At 62.0% G+C, this 16,876-nt stretch carries 18 protein-coding genes; 7 read left to right on the forward strand and 11 right to left on the reverse strand.

Going from position 1 to position 16,876, the window contains the following annotated elements; genetic code table 11:
* Positions 1-53: 53 nt before the first annotated feature.
* Complete coding sequence (locus ACCD05_RS20295; RefSeq protein ID WP_413394870.1) at positions 54-935, forward strand: ABC transporter permease; 882 nt, start codon at positions 54-56, stop codon at positions 933-935.
* Positions 932-1,726, forward strand: coding sequence for an ABC transporter ATP-binding protein (locus tag ACCD05_RS20300; protein ID WP_112536912.1), 795 nt, complete (start codon positions 932-934; stop codon positions 1,724-1,726). The genes ACCD05_RS20295 and ACCD05_RS20300 overlap by 4 nt, the downstream gene beginning before the upstream one ends.
* 60 nt (positions 1,727-1,786) lie before the next feature.
* Here ACCD05_RS20300 and ACCD05_RS20305 read toward each other — a convergent pair whose 3' ends face one another.
* Together ACCD05_RS20305 and ACCD05_RS20310 are read right to left on the reverse strand one after the other, a co-directional pair.
* Positions 1,787-2,416, reverse strand: coding sequence for a LysE family translocator (locus ACCD05_RS20305; RefSeq protein ID WP_413394873.1), 630 nt, complete (start codon positions 2,414-2,416; stop codon positions 1,787-1,789).
* A gap of 98 nt (positions 2,417-2,514) precedes the next feature.
* Entirely contained in the window at positions 2,515-3,366 is an 852-nt protein-coding gene (locus tag ACCD05_RS20310) for an SDR family NAD(P)-dependent oxidoreductase (RefSeq protein ID WP_413394875.1), read from the reverse strand.
* 104 nt (positions 3,367-3,470) lie between these two features.
* On the opposite strand from ACCD05_RS20310, the gene ACCD05_RS20315 reads away from it, so the two are divergent.
* From ACCD05_RS20315 to ACCD05_RS20325, 3 genes are all read left to right on the forward strand, one after another.
* The gene (locus ACCD05_RS20315; protein WP_413394877.1) at positions 3,471-3,665 is read left to right on the forward strand and encodes a type II toxin-antitoxin system ParD family antitoxin; all 195 of its coding nucleotides are present in this window, start codon (positions 3,471-3,473) and stop codon (positions 3,663-3,665) included.
* Between the two features lie 22 nt (positions 3,666-3,687).
* Positions 3,688-3,936 carry a type II toxin-antitoxin system ParD family antitoxin gene (locus tag ACCD05_RS20320; RefSeq protein WP_413394879.1) on the forward strand — a complete coding sequence of 83 codons (249 nt, stop codon included), beginning with the start codon at positions 3,688-3,690 and terminating at the stop codon, positions 3,934-3,936.
* Between the two features lie 118 nt (positions 3,937-4,054).
* Positions 4,055-5,278, forward strand: a complete 1,224-nt coding sequence (locus ACCD05_RS20325; RefSeq protein WP_113521363.1) for an argininosuccinate synthase — start codon at positions 4,055-4,057, stop codon at positions 5,276-5,278.
* A gap of 123 nt (positions 5,279-5,401) precedes the next feature.
* Here the strand turns inward: ACCD05_RS20325 and ACCD05_RS20330 are convergent, their stop codons facing one another.
* The 5 genes from ACCD05_RS20330 to tesB form a co-directional block, all read right to left on the reverse strand.
* Positions 5,402-6,076, reverse strand: coding sequence for an outer membrane lipoprotein carrier protein LolA (locus tag ACCD05_RS20330; RefSeq protein WP_112982805.1), 675 nt, complete (start codon positions 6,074-6,076; stop codon positions 5,402-5,404).
* Between the two features lie 168 nt (positions 6,077-6,244).
* The gene (locus tag ACCD05_RS20335) at positions 6,245-8,929 is read right to left on the reverse strand and encodes a DNA translocase FtsK 4TM domain-containing protein (RefSeq protein ID WP_413394882.1); all 2,685 of its coding nucleotides are present in this window, start codon (positions 8,927-8,929) and stop codon (positions 6,245-6,247) included.
* A gap of 240 nt (positions 8,930-9,169) precedes the next feature.
* Entirely contained in the window at positions 9,170-10,534 is a 1,365-nt protein-coding gene (locus ACCD05_RS20340; RefSeq protein WP_047508890.1) for an ammonium transporter, read from the reverse strand.
* 29 nt (positions 10,535-10,563) lie between these two features.
* Entirely contained in the window at positions 10,564-10,914 is a 351-nt protein-coding gene (locus ACCD05_RS20345) for a P-II family nitrogen regulator (protein ID WP_047508892.1), read from the reverse strand.
* Positions 10,915-11,125: 211 nt separating this feature from the next.
* Positions 11,126-12,010, reverse strand: a complete 885-nt coding sequence (tesB, locus tag ACCD05_RS20350) for an acyl-CoA thioesterase II (protein ID WP_413394884.1) — start codon at positions 12,008-12,010, stop codon at positions 11,126-11,128.
* An 85-nt stretch (positions 12,011-12,095) separates the two neighbouring features.
* Here tesB and ACCD05_RS20355 point away from each other — a divergent pair, with 85 nt between their 5' ends.
* Positions 12,096-13,310 (forward strand): ubiquinone biosynthesis hydroxylase, encoded by a 1,215-nt coding sequence (locus tag ACCD05_RS20355; protein WP_413394886.1) that lies wholly within the window; start codon positions 12,096-12,098, stop codon positions 13,308-13,310.
* Between the two features lie 195 nt (positions 13,311-13,505).
* Positions 13,506-14,153, forward strand: a complete 648-nt coding sequence (locus ACCD05_RS20360) for a DUF4145 domain-containing protein (protein ID WP_413394888.1) — start codon at positions 13,506-13,508, stop codon at positions 14,151-14,153.
* Between the two features lie 45 nt (positions 14,154-14,198).
* On the opposite strand, the gene ACCD05_RS20365 is transcribed toward ACCD05_RS20360, so the two are convergent.
* The 4 genes from ACCD05_RS20365 to ACCD05_RS20380 form a co-directional block, all read right to left on the reverse strand.
* Positions 14,199-14,387 carry a Trm112 family protein gene (locus ACCD05_RS20365; RefSeq protein ID WP_018901898.1) on the reverse strand — a complete coding sequence of 63 codons (189 nt, stop codon included), beginning with the start codon at positions 14,385-14,387 and terminating at the stop codon, positions 14,199-14,201.
* Between the two features lie 10 nt (positions 14,388-14,397).
* On the reverse strand, positions 14,398-15,069 hold the full coding sequence (locus ACCD05_RS20370; protein WP_112941062.1) for an LON peptidase substrate-binding domain-containing protein: 672 nt from the start codon (positions 15,067-15,069) through the stop codon (positions 14,398-14,400).
* A 124-nt stretch (positions 15,070-15,193) separates the two neighbouring features.
* Complete coding sequence (gene trxA, locus ACCD05_RS20375; RefSeq protein ID WP_413394891.1) at positions 15,194-16,192, reverse strand: thioredoxin; 999 nt, start codon at positions 16,190-16,192, stop codon at positions 15,194-15,196.
* A 53-nt stretch (positions 16,193-16,245) separates the two neighbouring features.
* The gene (locus tag ACCD05_RS20380; RefSeq protein ID WP_111562633.1) at positions 16,246-16,755 is read right to left on the reverse strand and encodes a prolyl-tRNA synthetase associated domain-containing protein; all 510 of its coding nucleotides are present in this window, start codon (positions 16,753-16,755) and stop codon (positions 16,246-16,248) included.
* Positions 16,756-16,876: the final 121 nt, after the last annotated feature.

The following is a 16,876-nucleotide window of genomic DNA, read 5'->3' on the forward strand; positions in this document are numbered from 1 at the left end:
GTGGGTTGGGAGGGGTCTTGTCCACGGAAACACCACAAGAAAGGGCAAAAGCCTTGAGTCAGATCGCATTCTGGGGAGCCGTGGAGCTGGGGTTGGTCTATGCCTTCGTCGCGCTCGGCGTTTACCTCGCATTCCGTGTGCTCGATTTTCCGGATCTGACCGTCGACGGCTCGTTTCCGCTCGGCGCCGCCGTGACCGCGGTGCTGATCATAGCCGGCGTCAATGCCTGGCTGGCGGCGCTGATCGCCATGGCGGCGGGGGCTGCGGCCGGCATGGTGACCGCCATTCTCAACGTGCGCTTCAAGATCCTCAACCTTCTCGCATCCATCCTGACGATGATCGCACTGTTTTCCGTGAACCTGCGCGTCATGGGCAAGCCGAATGTGGCGCTGATCAATGCCGATACGATGATCAACCCGTTCTTCGGCCATGGCCTGCGTGATTTCTACGTGCGTCCGCTCTTCGTCGGCGTGCTTGTCGTCATCGCCGTCATCGTCGTCTGGCGCTATCTCGAAAGCGATTCCGGCCTCGCCATGCGCGCCACCGGCGCGAACGCCCGCATGGCCCGCGCCCAGGGTGTGGATACCAACCGCCAGATCTATCTCGGCATGGCGATCTCCAATGCGCTGGTGGCGCTCGGCGGCGCGCTGTTTGCGCAGACCAACGGCTTCGCCGACGTGACCTCGGGTGTCGGCACCATCGTCGTCGGCCTTGCCGCCGTCATCATCGGCGAGACACTGCTTGGGAAGCGCGGCCTGTTGATCGCGCTCATCGGCTGCGTCATCGGCTCGATCCTCTACCGCATCGCCATCCAGCTGGCGCTTTCCAGCGACGTGATCGGCCTGCAGGCCTCTGACCTCAATTTCGTTACTGCTGTCCTTGTCACGGTGGCGCTCATCCTTCCCCGCCTGCGTCGCGGAGGTGCCTCGTCATGATCTCGCTCAAGGATATCAAGGTCGTCTTCGGCAAGGGAACGCCGCTGCAGAAGCAGGCGCTATCAGGCGTCAACCTGACGATCGAGGAAGGCTCGTTCGTGACCGTCATCGGCTCCAACGGCGCCGGCAAGTCGACGCTGCTTGGCGTGCTCGCCGGCGATGTGCTGGCGAGCGAAGGCCAGGTGATGATCGGCCACACCGATGTGACGCGCAAGCCGACCGCCGCGCGCGCCGGCCTCGTCGCCCGCGTGTTCCAGGATCCGCTGACGGGGAGCTGCGGCGCGCTGTCGATCGAGGAAAACCTGGCGCTGGCCGCACGTCGCGGCGAGCGGCGGGGGCTGACCTCGGCGCTCGGGCCGCGCCGGCGCGAGCATTTCCGCGAACGCATCGCCGAGCTCAATCTCGGGCTCGAAACCCGCATGAAGGACCGCATGGACCTGTTGTCCGGCGGCCAGCGGCAGGCGATCTCGCTTGTGATGGCGACGCTTGCCGGCTCCGAGGTGCTGCTGCTCGACGAGCATACGGCGGCACTCGACCCCGGGATGGCCGAGTTCGTCATGGGATTGACCGACCGGGTGGTCTCGGAGCGCAAGCTGACGACGCTGATGGTCACCCACTCCATGCGCCAGGCGCTGGACTACGGCCACCGCACCATCATGCTGCACGGCGGCGAGATCATGCTCGACGTCTCCGGCGACAATCGCAAGGACCTGCAGGTCGAGGACCTGATCGACATGTTCCGCAAGATGCGCGGCCAGACGCTCGACGACGACGCGCTTTTGATCGGCTGATTGCGAAGATGACATTCACCCCGGGACCGCCAAGCGATCCCGGGGTTTTTATTATTGATGTCAGCGCGCCTGGGTGAGCAGTATCTTCGCCGCGAAGACGGAGAAGGTGTAATCCATCCCGCGCAGAACCTTCCTGTTGTTCTGCAGCCATGTCGCCAGTCCGTCGGAAGCGAGGACGACGAGCGCGTTCACGGGCATGCCGATGACGATGAAGAAGAAGCCGAGGAAGAGCAGCTTCTGCGTGACCGCTGGATCGCCTGCGGTGACGAACTGCGGCAAGAAGGTCATGAAGAAGATGATGACCTTGGGGTTCAAAAGATTGACCCAGAAGCCACTGGCGATGTTCGACAGCGGCGTGCCCTTGATCTCCTCGACCTTCTCGACCGAGAGCTTGGAGCCGAAGCGGATCGCCTGCACCGCCAGCCAGAGCAGATAGGCGGCGCCACCGGTCTTCAGGATCAGGAAGGCCGTCGGCGAGGCGGTGATCAGCGCCGAGATGCCGAAGGCGACCAGCATGGTGTGAACGACGATGCCGAGGCTGGTGCCGAGCACGACGTAAAGCGCCGGCTTCTTGCCCTGCGACAGCGCCCGGCTGATCGACAGGGTCATGTCAGGGCCAGGGGTCGCGGCCAAAAGCAGGCTCGCGGCGGAAAAGGTCAGAAGCGTCGGCAGGCTCGGCAGAAAATCCATGGCACACTCTTGAAGCCGGTTATGAAAGCAATGTCTCATATCCGGCTTTCAAGGAATGCACCAATCAAACCTTCTAATAGGCCCGATCGGCTCAGCCGTTACTTACCCTCGAGAAACGCCTTGAAACGCTCGGCATAATCGGGATGCCAGCGCGACAGCGGCGGGCGGTTCTCGATGATGTCGCCGACGGCCCAGGCCATGCGGCGCTCGTCGACCGGGCGGGCGACGTCGTTGTCGGGGCAGAGGATGTAGAAATCGCCCTTCTCAAGGCTCTCGATCATGAAGGCGACCGTCTGCTCGGCGGTCCAGGCGGCGGCCGGCTTTTCACCGCCAAAGCCCTTGGAAAGGCCGGTGAAAACGAAGCCGGGGATCAGGAGGTGGGCGGAGAGCTTGCCGCCCTCGGTGTTGCGCAGTTCGTGTTCCAGCGCCTCGGTGAAGACCTTCACGCCTGATTTCGAGACATTGTAGGCCGGGTTGCCCGGAGGCGTGGTGATGCCCTGCTTGGAGCCGGTGTTGATGATCAGGCCTGGTTCGCCATGGGCGAGCATATTGGGGCCGAAGGCGCGGGTGCCGTTGACGACGCCCATGAGATTGACGCCAAGGATTGCGTCCCAGCTGCTGTCGTCGCTGAAGATCGAGGTTTCCGGGCCGATACCGGCATTGTTCATCAGCACATGCACCTTGCCGAAGCGTTTCGTGACCTGCCGCTCCAGCGCCTGCAGCGCCGCCTTGTCGGAGACGTCGGTCTCGACGGCCAACACACGGTCGTCGCTCGAAACGGCCGCGATCGCCTTTGCCGCTGCCGCCAGTCTATCGGCGCCGAGATCGGCGATGACGACAATCATTCCCTTGCTTGCAAAGTGCTTGGCGGCCGCCAGGCCGATGCCCGAGGCGCCACCGGTGATGACGGCGACATTGGAGGGCTTGATGATGTCGGTGAGATCGGTCACGGCTTGGCCTTTCGCCTGGGATTGTTCGCTCGCAGCCAGATATGGTAATCTTGAGGGGCAAGTCAAACCACGGGCAAAGCGGATCGCGGGAGCTGACCAAGGTCATGTCGGTAACGATCGATGATCGCAAAGATTTCATCGAAGAGCAGCTCGGCGATGGAGCCATCGATTCCGGCCTACAGCATTTGCGCGATCAGGCCGAGATCGAGGCGATCCGAGTGGCCATCATCGAGGGCGAAGAGTCAGGCGAGCCGCAAGACTTTGACGGCGAGGCATTCCTGAAGGAGATGCATCACTAATATGTCCGCTAGGAGCTCCAACATGGGCAGGTTGGAAACCATTCGCCTCGACGCACAGATCGAAGAGTTTATCGACGCACAGCTGCGGGACGGCAGCTACGGTTCCGTCGATGAGGTCGTCGATGCGGCATTGCGGATGCTGCAGCACAAAGCCGAGCGTGACGCGATCGAAGCAGCGATCATGGAGGGCGAGCAGTCGGGAGAGCCGGTCGAGTTCGACTTCGACGCGTTTCTCGAGCGAAAACGGGCGGAACGCCGAAAGCACCTCTAGCGACCCGGTTTAAGGACACCCTTGCCCTTGCGTCCGGCGTCAATCTCGCTAAAAGTGCCCGGCGATACCGGGTCTTGCGGCTGGCCGCGACCCTCCTGGCACAACGGATCTCATCATCATGGCATCGCACAAAGACGTAAAGAAAGTCGTTCTCGCCTATTCCGGCGGTCTCGACACCTCGATCATCCTGAAGTGGCTGCAGACCGAGCTTAACGCCGAAGTCGTCACCTTCACGGCCGACCTCGGACAGGGCGAAGAGCTCGAGCCGGCGCGCAAGAAGGCCGAGATGCTGGGCATCAAGGAGATTTACATCGAGGACGTGCGCGAAGAATTCGTGCGCGATTTCGTCTTCCCGATGTTCCGCGCCAATGCCGTCTACGAAGGCGTCTACCTGCTCGGCACCTCGATCGCCCGTCCGCTGATCTCCAAGCACCTGATCGACATCGCCAAGAAGACCGGCGCCGACGCCATTGCTCACGGTGCGACCGGCAAGGGTAACGACCAGGTTCGTTTCGAGCTTTCGGCCTATGCGCTGAACCCCGACATCAAGATCATCGCTCCCTGGCGCGACTGGTCGTTCAAGTCGCGTACCGACCTGCTCGCGTTTGCCGAAGCCCACCAGATCCCGGTCGCCAAGGACAAGAAGGGCGAAGCGCCGTTCTCCGTCGACGCCAACCTGCTGCACTCCTCTTCCGAGGGCAAGGTCCTGGAAGATCCGGCTGTCGAGGCTCCCGAATACGTGCACATGCGCACGATTTCGCCGGAAGCCGCACCCGACAAGGCCACCATTATCAAGGTCGGCTTCGAGAAGGGTGATGCCGTCTCGATCAACGGCGTGCGCATGAGCCCGGCAACGCTGCTCGCAGCACTTAACACTTACGGCCGCGACAACGGCATCGGCCGTCTCGACCTCGTCGAGAACCGCTATGTCGGCATGAAGTCGCGCGGCGTCTACGAGACCCCCGGCGGCACGATCCTGCTGTCCGCGCACCGCGCGATCGAGAGCATCACGCTCGACCGTGGTGCGGCACACCTCAAGGACGAGATCATGCCGCGCTACGCCGAGCTGATCTATTACGGCTTCTGGTTCTCGCCGGAACGCGAAATGCTGCAGGCGCTGATCGACAAGAGCCAGGAGCATGTCGAGGGCGAAGTGACGCTGAAGCTCTACAAGGGGAACGTCATGGTCATCGGCCGCGAGAGCGACAAGTCGCTCTACTCCGACACGCTCGTCACCTTCGAGGACGACCAGGGCGCCTACGACCAGAAGGACGCCGCCGGCTTCATCAAGCTCAACGCGCTGCGCCTGCGCACGCTCGGCAAGCGCAATCTCACGAAGTAATCGGCGTTTGCTGATCTTGTTTGGAAGGCCCGCCTCGTGCGGGCCTTTTTCTATGCGGGCTTTTGTTGTGCAAGCACCAAGCCCACCGGTGCGGCAGCGAAGCCACCACCCCGTCGGCTTACATCAATCGCGATAGGCAGCCGTTCCCGGGATCACCTCGTAAGGCACCTTGAACACCTTGTCGTCGAACTGCACGCCGGTCTTCACGTTGAAGACCATGACCGAGGTGTCCTTGCCCTGGTTGTCGGTGATCGTCCACTGGCGCAGGTCATAGGTCTTCGGGTCGAACATCATGGTGATGGTCGAGTTACCGAAGACAGTGTTGTTGCCGAGCGCGATGGTCGTCAGGTCGGACTCTTCCTTGACGCTCTTCACCGAGCCGGCCGACAGGTCGATCTTCTGCGCGAGAAGCAGGCTGAGCGGCGTCTTCGACAGCGGGTAGAGGTCCCAGGTCTTCAGCTTCATGTTGCCGATCGCCACGTTCTTCCCATCGGCGATCACGCGGATCGGCGACGGGTCGTCGTAGTTGAAGCGCAGCTTGCCGGGGCGCTGGATGAAGAACTTGCCGCCGGTCTGCTCGCCCTTGGGGCCGAACTGCACGAACTCGCCCTGCATGGTGCCGACCGAGGAGAAGTGGTCGGCGATCGCCTGCGCGGTGCCGCTGGTGGATGCAGCCGCGGCCGCCTGGGCGAAGACGTTGAGCGGCAGCGCCGTGGACGCAGCCGCGACAGCAAGCGCACCCAGCATGTGGCGCCGTGTCAGCGTGAAGCGGTCCAGGAATGTGTCGGAGTGGTTCATGAAAGTCTCCTTTATGCAGTCTGCATGCTGCCGAAACGCGGCGTCTTCATGGCGTGTTCGCACGACCGGCCAAAGGTAACGTTTTCGCGCCGATCAGGTTTCCGTGAGGTTCGGGCCCATGCGACATAAATCGCGCTGAAAATGCCGGAATCAAGGGCGCAGGCGCCCTTACCGGTCGAGAATATCGCCTTCGGTGGGAACCAGGATCTCGCGCTTGCCGGCGTGGTTGGCCGGGCCGATGATGCCCTCCTGCTCCATCCGCTCGATGAGCGAGGCGGCGCGGTTGTAGCCGATGCCGAGACGGCGCTGGACGTAGGAGGTCGAGGCCTTCCCGTCGCGCAGAACGATGGCGACGGCCTGGTCGTAAGGATCGTCGGAATCCGAGAGATTGCCGGTGCCGGCTGGTCCGCCGCCGTAATCGCCATCCTCGTCGTCATCGGCGGTGATGGCATCAAGATATTGCGGCGCGCCCTGTGTCTTCAGGTAGGCGACGATGTCTTCCACCTCGCCATCGGCCACGAACGGGCCGTGGACGCGCTGGATGCGGCCGCCGCCGGCCATGTAGAGCATGTCGCCCATGCCGAGAAGCTGTTCGGCGCCCTGCTCGCCCAAAATGGTGCGGCTGTCGATCTTCGACGTCACCTGGAAGGAGATGCGCGTCGGGAAGTTGGCCTTGATCGTACCAGTGATGACGTCGACGGACGGGCGCTGCGTCGCCATGATCACATGGATACCGGCGGCGCGCGCCATCTGCGCTAGGCGCTGCACGGCGCCTTCAATATCCTTGCCGGCCACCATCATCAGGTCGGCCATTTCGTCGATGATGACGACGATATAGGGCAGCGGCTTCAGGTCGAACTCTTCCGTCTCGTACATCGCCTCGCCGGTCTCCCGGTCGAAGCCCGTCTGCACGGTGCGCGAGATCGCCTCGCCCTTGGCCAGCGCCTGCTCGACACGCGAATTGAAGCCGTCGATGTTGCGCACGCCGATCTTCGACATCTTCTTGTAGCGCTCTTCCATCTCGCGCACCGTCCACTTCAGCGCCACGACGGCCTTCTTCGGATCGGTGACGACGGGCGAGAGCAGATGCGGAATGCCGTCATAGACGGAGAGTTCGAGCATTTTCGGATCGATCATGATCAGGCGGCACTGTTCCGGCGTCATCCGGTAGAGCAGCGACAGGATCATGGTGTTGATGGCGACCGATTTACCCGAGCCGGTGGTGCCGGCGACGAGCAGATGCGGCATCTTGGCGAGGTCGGCGATGACGGCTTCGCCGCCGATCGTCTTGCCGAGCGCCATGGCGAGCTTGGCCTTGGAGGTCTCGAAATCTCTGGAGGCGATCATCTCGCGCAGATAGACGGTCTCGCGGATATTGTTCGGCAGTTCGATGCCGATGGCGTTGCGGCCCGGCACGACGGCGACGCGGGCGGCGATCGCGCTCATCGAGCGGGCGATGTCGTCGGCAAGGCCGATGACGCGCGACGACTTGATGCCGGGCGCAGGCTCCAATTCGTAGAGCGTGACGACGGGGCCGGGACGGACGTGGATGATCTCGCCCTTGACGCCGAAATCCTCGAGCACGCCTTCGAGCATGCGGGCGTTCTGTTCAAGCGCGTCGGCGGACAGCGTCGAATCGCGCACGACGGCCTTGGGCTCGGCAAGCAGGTGCATGGACGGCAGCTGGAAACCTTCGGGGCGGATGAAGGAGCCCTGCTGCTCGCGCTCGATGCGGGCGCCGAGCTTGGGGCGGGCGGCGGCCTGCTGGACGCGCGGCTCGGCGCGACCGCCGGCCTGTTTGGCAGGCGCGCGCATCATCCAGCCATTGTCGTCCTCGTCGTCGGGCAGGATATCGGCCGGGCGCGGCGGCATGTCGCCGTCATAGCCCATATCGTCGTCGTCATCGTCGTTGAGCGAGATCGACGGCGCGGAGACCACGCGGCGCGGCGAACCGGCCCGGGGCGCGATCGACGGATCCATCGAGGGATCCATGCGCTCGCCGCGTTGGGGCGCCTTGGCGCGCACCGGCTCGTTAAGCTTGCCGAACTCGTCATCGTTGAAATCGTAAGGCGCGTCGTAATCGTCAAGCTTGCGCTTGCGCGGGCCCATGCCGAGCATGCGGCGCATGCGTGCCTGGCTCATGTACCAGGCATGCGTCAGCGCGCCGAAGGCAAGCCAGCCGCCCTCGTCATCTTCCTCGTCCTCATCGCCCACCGAGCGCAGCTTGGAGCGGCTGACGGCGTAGTTTTCTTCCTCTTCCTCGGCCTCTTCCTCCTCGGTGCGGCCGACGATACCAGCGGCAAAGAGCATCATCCACACACAGGGGACCGCGAAGATGCAGCCGACGGCGGTGGCAAACGTGCCGGTCGGATAGGCGCCGACGAACAGCGCCGGGAAGCGGAGGATCATGTCGCCGATGACGCCGCCGATACCATTGGGGATCGGCCAGGTGAGCGGCGGCGGAAAGCAGCCGAGAACGGCCGACGAAAGTACGGAGCCGAGGCCCCATGCGGCGGCGCGCGCCGGAATGCGGGTGAAGCGGCGGCCGGAGATCAGCGCCAGCGCCCAGGCGACGACGGGGAGCAGCGCGACAACGCTGGCAAGCCCGAAAAATTGCATCAGGATATCGGCGAAGGCGGCACCGCTGTAGCCGAGCACATTGGTGGGCTCGTTGCCGGTGGCGTAGGAATAGCTCGGATCGGCGACGTTCCAGGTTGCCAATGCCGCGACGGCCAGTGCCATCGCAATGAAGATGGCAAACCCCAAAAGGGTCTGCGCCTGCCGGAAAATGAACCCCGAGAGGGAGAAACGGTCCGGCCGGCCATCCATTGCTGGCGATGTGCTTCTTGCCATGTGTTGTACCCGTCCAATGCCTGATGCGTGCGAATCGCCAATGCGCTTCGCGCCCAATGCGTCCGCTCCACCTAACCAAAGGACGGTTAAAGCGATGTTAACCATGCAAGGTCTGGCTGATGCCCCGGAAAATAAAAAGGCCCGAACCTTCGAAAGGTCCGGGCCAAAAGCGGCTCAAGTGTTGATTAAGCCGCAACGGGCTGTTGAGCGGCGCCCATGTTTGAGCGCCGCAAGCCTTGGTTAGGAGTGGTAAGCAGCTTCGCCGTGCGTTGCGAGGTCGAGGCCTTCGCGCTCGGCTTCGACAGGAACGCGCAGGCCAACGATGACGTCGACGATCTTGTAGAGGATCACCGAGCCGATACCGCACCATACGATGGTGATGGCGATCGCAGTGATCTGCGTCATGACCTGGCCGCCCATGGTAACGCCTTCGGCATAGCCGACACCACCGAGCGATGCGCTGGCGAAGATGCCGGTGAAGATCGCGCCGAACATGCCACCGATGCCGTGAACGCCGAAGACGTCAGCAGTATCGTCGTAGCCGAACTTGTTCTTCACCACGGAGACGAAGAAGTAGCACAGCGGCGAAACGATCAGACCCATGATGATCGCGCCCATCGGGCCGACGATGCCGGCAGCCGGCGTGATGGCGACCAGACCGGCAACCATACCGGAAGCGCCACCGAGCATGGAAGCCTTGCCGCGGGTAAGCGTTTCAACGACAGCCCACGAAACGACGGCGGCAGCCGTGGCGACGAAGGTGTTGACGGTAGCGAGCATCGCGCCGCCAGAAGCTTCGAGGTTGGAGCCGGCGTTGAAGCCGAACCAGCCGAACCAGAGCATCGAGGCACCGACCATGGTCAGCGTCATCGAGTGCGGAGCCATCATGTCCTTGCCGAAGCCGGTACGCTTGCCGACCATGATCGCGCCGATCAGACCGGCAACGCCGGCGTTGATGTGAACGACGGTACCGCCTGCGAAGTCGAGCGCGCCCATTTTGAAGAGCAGGCCGTTTGCATCCCAGACCATGTGAGCGATCGGGAAGTAGACGAAGGTTGCCCACAGTGCGCAGAAGAGCACCACGGCCGAGAACTTGATGCGCTCGGCAAACGCGCCGACGATCAGAGCAGGCGTGATGGCCGAGAAGGTCATCTGGAACATCGCGAAGATGAACTCAGGAATGACGACGCCCTGCGAGAAGGTCGCAGCGGTCGAATCCTTGGTGACGCCGGCGAGGAACATCTTCGCCGTACCGCCCCAGTAGGCGCTCTCGGAGCCGCCGAAGGCGAAGGAGTAACCGTAGATGACCCAGATGAGCATCATGACGGCGGCAACCATCGTGCACTGCATCAGAACCGACAGCATGTTCTTGGCGCGAACGAGACCACCGTAGAACAGCGCCAGGCCCGGCAGAATCATGAACAGCACGAGAAGCGTGGAGATGAACATGAAGGCGGTGTCGCCCTTATCCGGAACCGGAGCAGCAGCAGCAGCCGGAGCGGCCGTCGTGGCGGCATCCTGCGCGAAGGCGACGACCGGCGCGAGAAGCGCTGCGGACGCAGTGGCAAGGCGCGCCAGAGTGGGAGAAAACTTCGAAATTGACATAGAGAAAAGCTCCTTGGCTCTACCGTTACTTACAGCGCTTCTGCGTCGGTTTCGCCGGTACGGATGCGCACGGCATGGTCGATCGAGTAAACGAAGATCTTGCCGTCGCCGATCTGGCCGGTCTTGGCCGACGAGGCGATGGCTTCGACAGCCTTGTCGACGATCTCGCTTGCGACGGCGATCTCGATCTTGAGCTTCGGCAGGAAGCTGACCGCGTATTCGGTGCCGCGATAGATTTCGGTATGTCCCTTCTGGCGCCCGTAACCCTTCACTTCGGTCACGGTCAGGCCCTGAATGCCGATCGCGGTGAGGGCTTCACGCACCTCATCCAGCTTGAACGGCTTGATAATGGCCATCACAATTTTCATCTGGTTTCCCATCCTTCGTTACCCTCGGCACGGAGCCGACTCTCCTTGCCACTGCCGTTTGCGACCAGCGACCGTCCTCTTACATTCAAGGGCCGTGCCAGATTCGAAACGATTTGTTAAGGTATTGAAAAATAAGGGGTATATTTATGAGCGCCAATAAACAGGCAAATGATTGCCTAATAATCGCTCAAAAAATACACAAACCGACAAATTTGCACCCAAATTAGTCATTTGCCCTTTTACGAATCAAGCCCTCCTGCGCCACCGACGCAATCAGGACACCATCTCGCGTATAGAGGCTACCGCGCGTCAAACCTCGCGCGCCGGATGCGGAGGGGCTGTCCTGTGTATAAAGGAGCCAATCGTCGAGCTTGACCGGGCGATGAAACCACATGGAGTGGTCGAGGCTGGCGACCTGGATCGTCTGGTCGAAGATCGAGGTGCCGTGCGGGTAGAGCGACGTGTCGAGCAGCGTCATGTCGGAAATATAGGCGAGCACCGCCGCCTGGGCATGCCGGTCATCGGGAACCGGACCATTGGCGCGCACCCAGACATGCTGCAGCGGATCGAGCTTCTTGTCCGAGAAATAGTGGGTGAGCGAGACCGGCCGGATTTCGATCGGCCGCTCGCGGCCCCAATATTTGCGGATCGCCTCGGGCGCATGCGCGAGATAGCGCTTGGCGATCTCGTTCTCATCGATCAGCGTCTCGGGCATCGGCACGTCGGGCATGGCGACCTGGTGCTCGAAGCCGGGCTCGACGATCTGGAACGAGGCCGACAGCGCGAAGATTGCCTTGCCGTGCTGGATGGCGACAACGCGGCGGGTGTTGAAGCTGGATCCATCGCGGATGCGCTCGACCTGGTAGATGATCGGCACCGAGGGATCGCCCGGTCGCATGAAATAGGCGTGCAGCGAATGCACCAGCCGCTCGGCATCCACGGTGCGCTGCGCCGCCATCAGCGCCTGCGCGATCACCTGCCCGCCGAACACACGCTGCCAACCCACCTGAGGGCTCGTGCCGCGAAAGATATCGACCTCGATCGGCTCAAGATCGAGGGTTGCGAGCAGGGTTTCCATCGCGGTCGGCTTTTCGGTGAGGCGCGTCATTTTGTATGGCTCCGGCAGGTAGGAAGTGTGGCGATGATGATCTATATAGATCAAGAGGATATTCTAAAAGAACGGGACTGGCGTTATGCGTGACATGCTTGTGGTTGGCGGAGGTTATGTCGGGCTCTCCATGGCTGTCGCGGTCAAGCAGGCGGCGCCGCATCTCGATGTCGCGGTGGTCGAGGCCGCTCCCGCGGACGTCTGGCGCAAGGACCCGCGCGCATCCGCCATCATCGCTGCCGCCACAAAGATGCTCGACGTTTTCGGCATCTGGCACGAGATCGAGCCGACAGCGCAGCCGATCACCAAGATGATCGTCACCGATTCCAAGACCTCCGATCCGGTCCGTCCGGTATTTCTCACCTTCGACGGCGAGGTCGAGGACGGCAAGCCCTTCGCCCACATGATCCCGAATGTCGCCATGGTCGGCGCGCTCCGCGGCGCCTGCGAACGGCTCGGCATCGAGATCACCCACGGCCTCAGCGCGACCGGCCTGAAGACGCTCGACACGCACGCCGAGATCACGCTTTCCGATGGGAGCACGATCGAGACCAAGCTGGTGGTCGCCTGCGATGGCGTACGCTCGCACCTGCGCGATCTCGCCGGCATCAAGACGGTCCATTGGGAATATGGCCAGTCCGGCATCGTCACCACCGTCGAGCACGAGCGCCCGCACAATGGCTGCGCCGAGGAGCACTTCCTTCCCTCAGGCCCCTTCGCAATCCTGCCGCTGAAGGACAACCGCTCCTCGCTGGTCTGGACGGAAACGACAGCGGACGCCAACCGCCTGGTGCGCTCCGACGACCTGATTTTCGAGGAAGAACTGGAGCGCCGCTTCGGCCACAAGCTCGGCGCGCTGAAGGTGGTGGGCGACAAGCGCGCCTTCCCGCTCGGCCTGACGCTGGCGCGCGCTTTCATCGCCCCGCGCCTAGCGCTCGCCGGCGACGCCGCCCACGGCATCCACCCAATCTCCGGCCAGGGCCTCAATCTCGGCTTCAAGGATGTGGCCGCCCTTGCCGAAACCATCGTCGAAGCCGATCGTCTCGGCCTCGACATCGGCTCGATCAACATTCTCGAGCGCTACCAGGCCTGGCGCCGTTTCGACACCTTCCGCATGGGCGTGACCACCGATGTGCTGAACCGCCTGTTTTCCAACGACCTCGCGCCGATCCGCATCGCCCGCGACTTCGGCCTCGGCCTCGTCGACCGCCTGCCGGGTCTCAAATCCTACTTCATCGGCCAGGCCGCCGGCACGACGGCAGCGGGCAACCCGCGCTTGCTGGCGGGCGAGGCGATTTAGGTTGAAGCGAGGTGAAGGACGCGAAATAGAGATCGCTCCTTTCATGCCTCGTGCGGATGAGAGACGGTCGGAGCGCGTCCGTTAACGTGGACAATGACTCACTCAAGAGATCATCAACGTCTGCTATTAATCGCAATGCCATGACAACCACGCAGACCTAAGTTTATCTTGGGTTGCAGCACAAGAGAGCTTCAGATGAAATGTCCGCATTGTGGCGTCGCAGCAAACTTTCGAGAGCATGAAACACCCGTCAACTTTGGCAGCAAGTACACCGCGCGGAAGATATCTACTTCTTTTTGTCCCGACTGCGGAGAAATCATCCTATATTTGGGTCGCATTCATCGCGAAACTGGTGAGACAGATTGGACGTTGATAGAGCCACAAGGCGCAAATCGCGGACCGGTACCCGCAGAAGTGCCGAAGCTAATTGCCGCAGACTATATTGAAGCTTGCAACGTTCTACCAATCAGTCCCAAGGCGTCCGCAGCGTTATCTCGGCGATGCCTTCAGGGAATATTGAGAGGTCACGGCTACACGGCCAAAGATTTGGCAAAGGAAATAGACCTTCTGCTGGGTGAGACTGATACGAGCAAGGCAATTCCGTCATCGTTGCGAATGATGGTTGATGCCATCCGCAATTTCGGAAACTTTAGTGCTCACCCGATCACCGACGTGACGACATTGCAAGTAATTGAAGTAGAACCCCAAGAGGCCGAGTGGTGTTTGGAGGTTCTTGAAGAATGCTTCCAGCATTTCTATGTTCGGCCAGCTCAAGCTTTGGTCCGGAAAGCAGCGCTCGACGCTAAGTTAGCTCAAGCTGGAAAGCCTGCCTCAAAAGGATGATGAACGCTTGTTCCGCGCGCAACTTGGTTCATAAATCAGCTTGCTCTATTCCTCGATCTCGCGCGCTTCCGATACCAGCATGATCGGAATGCCGTCGCGGATCGGGTAGGCGAGCTTTGCCTTTTCGGAGACGAGTTCGTTGTGCTCGCGATCATAGGTGAGCCGCCCCTTGGTCAGCGGGCAGACCATCAGTTCCAGAAGCTTGGGATCGACGCGGCTCAGTTTTTCGTCCATGCGAACGCTTCTACTGCAAAATCGTGTCCGAGTCACCGAAGACCCGGGCAAGGACGATCTCGGTGATGGCGATCAGCGTTTCCGCGCGCGTCTTCAGATCCGGCGCCTCGAGAAGCGCCTGCTTTTCCGCCGGGCCGAAGGGCGACATCATCGCCAGCGAATTGACCAGCGTCATGTTGCTGGCGCGCTCCACGCTCTCCCAGTCCGCCTCCAGCTTGTTGGCTTCGAGATAGGCCTTGAAGGCGGCGAGAAGCGCTGCGCGATCGACCGCATCCTCTTCGTTGCGCGCCGAGAGATCGGAGATGAACGGCGCGATGCGGAAGGTGCGGTAAGGCTGGTGCGTATCCTTCTCGTCAAGCAGACGGAAGCGGCAGACGCCGGTCAGCGAGACGATGTAGCGACCGTCGCCGGTCTCCGCGAACGAGGTGATGCGCCCGACGCAGCCGACGGCGCTGAGATTGCCGTCGCTATTCTTGTCGTCGCTCTCGCCAAGCGCCGGCTGCACCATGCCGATCAGCCGGTTTCCCGATATCGCCGCGTCGAACATGGCGAGATAGCGGGGTTCGAAGATGTTGAGCGGGAGCTGGCCGGTGGGAAGCAGCAGAGCGCCGGTCAAGGGGAAGACGGCGATCGTGTCAGGCACATCGCCGCTCTTCAGATATCGTGCATTCCCCACTTGCATCGGCACTCGTCCCGCATAATCGGCGGACCTAAACCACACGTCCGCATCTAAACGAATGTGGGGTACGCCATCGAAAACGCAAGGGTCGATGGCGGCAAACCGAATGGCGAAATGTCGCTGATGCTTAAGAGAACAGCAGCGCCGAAAGCTTGCGCCGTCCCGAAACGCTGGCCGGATCCTTGAAGCCCCAGACCTCGAAGAACTGCAACAACTGACGGCGCGCGCCGTCATCGTCGAAGGTACGGTCCTTGCGCATGATGTAGAGGAGGTGATCGGCCGCTTCCTCGCGCGCTCCCTCGACATTGCGGATCTTGGCGAGCTTCATGCGCGCTTCGTGATCGTCGGGGTTGGCGGCAAGCGCCCGTTCCAGCGCCACGGGATCGCCGAGCTTGCGGGCTTCCTCGATCTGCTCGAGCTTCTTCACCACCGCCTGGATCGCCGGATCGGCTGCCATCTCGTCGGGGAGTTCCTTCAGCGCCTCGCGCGCCCGCTCATGCTGGTTGGCGGCAATCATGCACTGCGCCATGCCGGCGAGCGCCTTGGCGTTGTCGGGATCGGCCTGCATGACGGCGCCGTAGAGCTGCGCCGCGCCATTGATGTCGCCGCTGGCGAGCAGACCGTCGGCCTCGACGAGCACGGCCTCGATCTCGGCCGCCTGATCGGCACCGGCAGGACCGGCGACGCGATCGATAAACTCACGGATCTGGCTTTCGGGTACGGCACCCATGAAGCCATCGGCCGGGCGGCCGCCGACAAAGGCGATGACGGCGGGGATCGACTGGATGCCGAGCTGGCCGGCGATCGACGGATGGTCGTCGATGTTCATCTTGACGAGCTTGACGCGGCCCTGGGCCTCGTTGACCACCTTTTCGATTACGGGGGTCAGCTGCTTGCACGGGCCGCACCAGGGCGCCCAGAAATCGACGAGAACGGGCTGGTTGCGCGACTCCTCGATGACGTCCTTGCTGAAGGTCGCCGTCGTCGTATCCTTGATATAGCCGCCGGCGGACGCCATTGGTGCCTGCGCCGCTGCCTGGGCAGGTGCTGCAGGCGCGCCGCCATAGCTCGCCGTTGCCGACATCTGGCCGAAGGAATTGCTGTAGGGATTGTCGTTGCCGCTCATGAGTATCTCCCGCCGCGCCGGTCAGCCGGCTTTTCTAGCGTTAAAATCGTATGTCAGGACGTCACTTTCAAGACAAGCGGCGTGTGACCGGTCGCTTCCATGAAGCGAACGAGGTCCGCACTTGCAATCGACGTGGTCGCGTCGTTGGACAGCGGATGGCAATTGATAATCTCGTCCTTCATGAGATCGGCATCAAGAACGAATGTGACCTTGTGATCCGAATCATTGATCGCGCCGAAGGCCGTGACCGAGCCCGGAATGACGCCCAGATACTCCATCAGTTTCTCCGGCTTGCCGAACGACACCTTGCTGGCGGCACCGATCAGCGTGTGCACCGTCTTCAGGTCGACCGAGGCATTCTCCTCGACGGTAAGCAGGAAGAACTGGTCCTTCTTGTCCTTCACGAACAGGTTCTTGGTGTGGCCGCCGGGAATCTCGTCGCGCAGCGCCACCGATTCGGCCACCGTGAACACCGGCGCATGCGTCTTGGTGCTGTGCTTGATGCCGAGCCCGTCGAGAAAGGCGTAGAGTTCGGTTGCGGTCTTCGGCGTCTTCTCGGTCATGGCTCGTTCCAGCACTCTATTGGGATAAGGCGCCCCCTGATTACGTCTCCCTCCCCTTTTTTGCAACGTGCCTATTCGCCGCTTTTCCCTGCATTTGCGGCATTTTAGCTGGGGCCGGGAA

The sequence above is a fragment of the Rhizobium sp. Rhizsp42 genome, assembly GCF_047304155.1.
Taxonomy (GTDB): domain Bacteria; phylum Pseudomonadota; class Alphaproteobacteria; order Rhizobiales; family Rhizobiaceae; genus Rhizobium.

Excerpts from the sequence above, each read along its gene's own strand:
- ACCD05_RS20300 (WP_112536912.1), top strand. The coding sequence starts at position 932 with ATGATCTCGCTCAAGGATATCAAGGTCGTCTTCGGCAAGGGAACGCCG.
- ACCD05_RS20305 (WP_413394873.1), bottom strand. The coding sequence starts at position 2,416 with ATGGATTTTCTGCCGAGCCTGCCGACGCTTCTGACCTTTTCCGCCGCG.
- ACCD05_RS20315 (WP_413394877.1), top strand. The coding sequence starts at position 3,471 with ATGTCGGTAACGATCGATGATCGCAAAGATTTCATCGAAGAGCAGCTC.
- ACCD05_RS20320 (WP_413394879.1), top strand. The coding sequence starts at position 3,688 with ATGGGCAGGTTGGAAACCATTCGCCTCGACGCACAGATCGAAGAGTTT.
- ACCD05_RS20325 (WP_113521363.1), top strand. The coding sequence starts at position 4,055 with ATGGCATCGCACAAAGACGTAAAGAAAGTCGTTCTCGCCTATTCCGGC.
- ACCD05_RS20330 (WP_112982805.1), bottom strand. The coding sequence starts at position 6,076 with ATGAACCACTCCGACACATTCCTGGACCGCTTCACGCTGACACGGCGC.
- ACCD05_RS20335 (WP_413394882.1), bottom strand. The coding sequence starts at position 8,929 with ATGGCAAGAAGCACATCGCCAGCAATGGATGGCCGGCCGGACCGTTTC.
- ACCD05_RS20340 (WP_047508890.1), bottom strand. The coding sequence starts at position 10,534 with ATGTCAATTTCGAAGTTTTCTCCCACTCTGGCGCGCCTTGCCACTGCG.
- ACCD05_RS20345 (WP_047508892.1), bottom strand. The coding sequence starts at position 10,914 with ATGGGAAACCAGATGAAAATTGTGATGGCCATTATCAAGCCGTTCAAG.
- tesB (WP_413394884.1), bottom strand. The coding sequence starts at position 12,010 with ATGACGCGCCTCACCGAAAAGCCGACCGCGATGGAAACCCTGCTCGCA.
- ACCD05_RS20355 (WP_413394886.1), top strand. The coding sequence starts at position 12,096 with ATGCGTGACATGCTTGTGGTTGGCGGAGGTTATGTCGGGCTCTCCATG.
- ACCD05_RS20360 (WP_413394888.1), top strand. The coding sequence starts at position 13,506 with ATGAAATGTCCGCATTGTGGCGTCGCAGCAAACTTTCGAGAGCATGAA.
- ACCD05_RS20365 (WP_018901898.1), bottom strand. The coding sequence starts at position 14,387 with ATGGACGAAAAACTGAGCCGCGTCGATCCCAAGCTTCTGGAACTGATG.
- ACCD05_RS20370 (WP_112941062.1), bottom strand. The coding sequence starts at position 15,069 with ATGCAAGTGGGGAATGCACGATATCTGAAGAGCGGCGATGTGCCTGAC.
- trxA (WP_413394891.1), bottom strand. The coding sequence starts at position 16,192 with ATGAGCGGCAACGACAATCCCTACAGCAATTCCTTCGGCCAGATGTCG.
- ACCD05_RS20380 (WP_111562633.1), bottom strand. The coding sequence starts at position 16,755 with ATGACCGAGAAGACGCCGAAGACCGCAACCGAACTCTACGCCTTTCTC.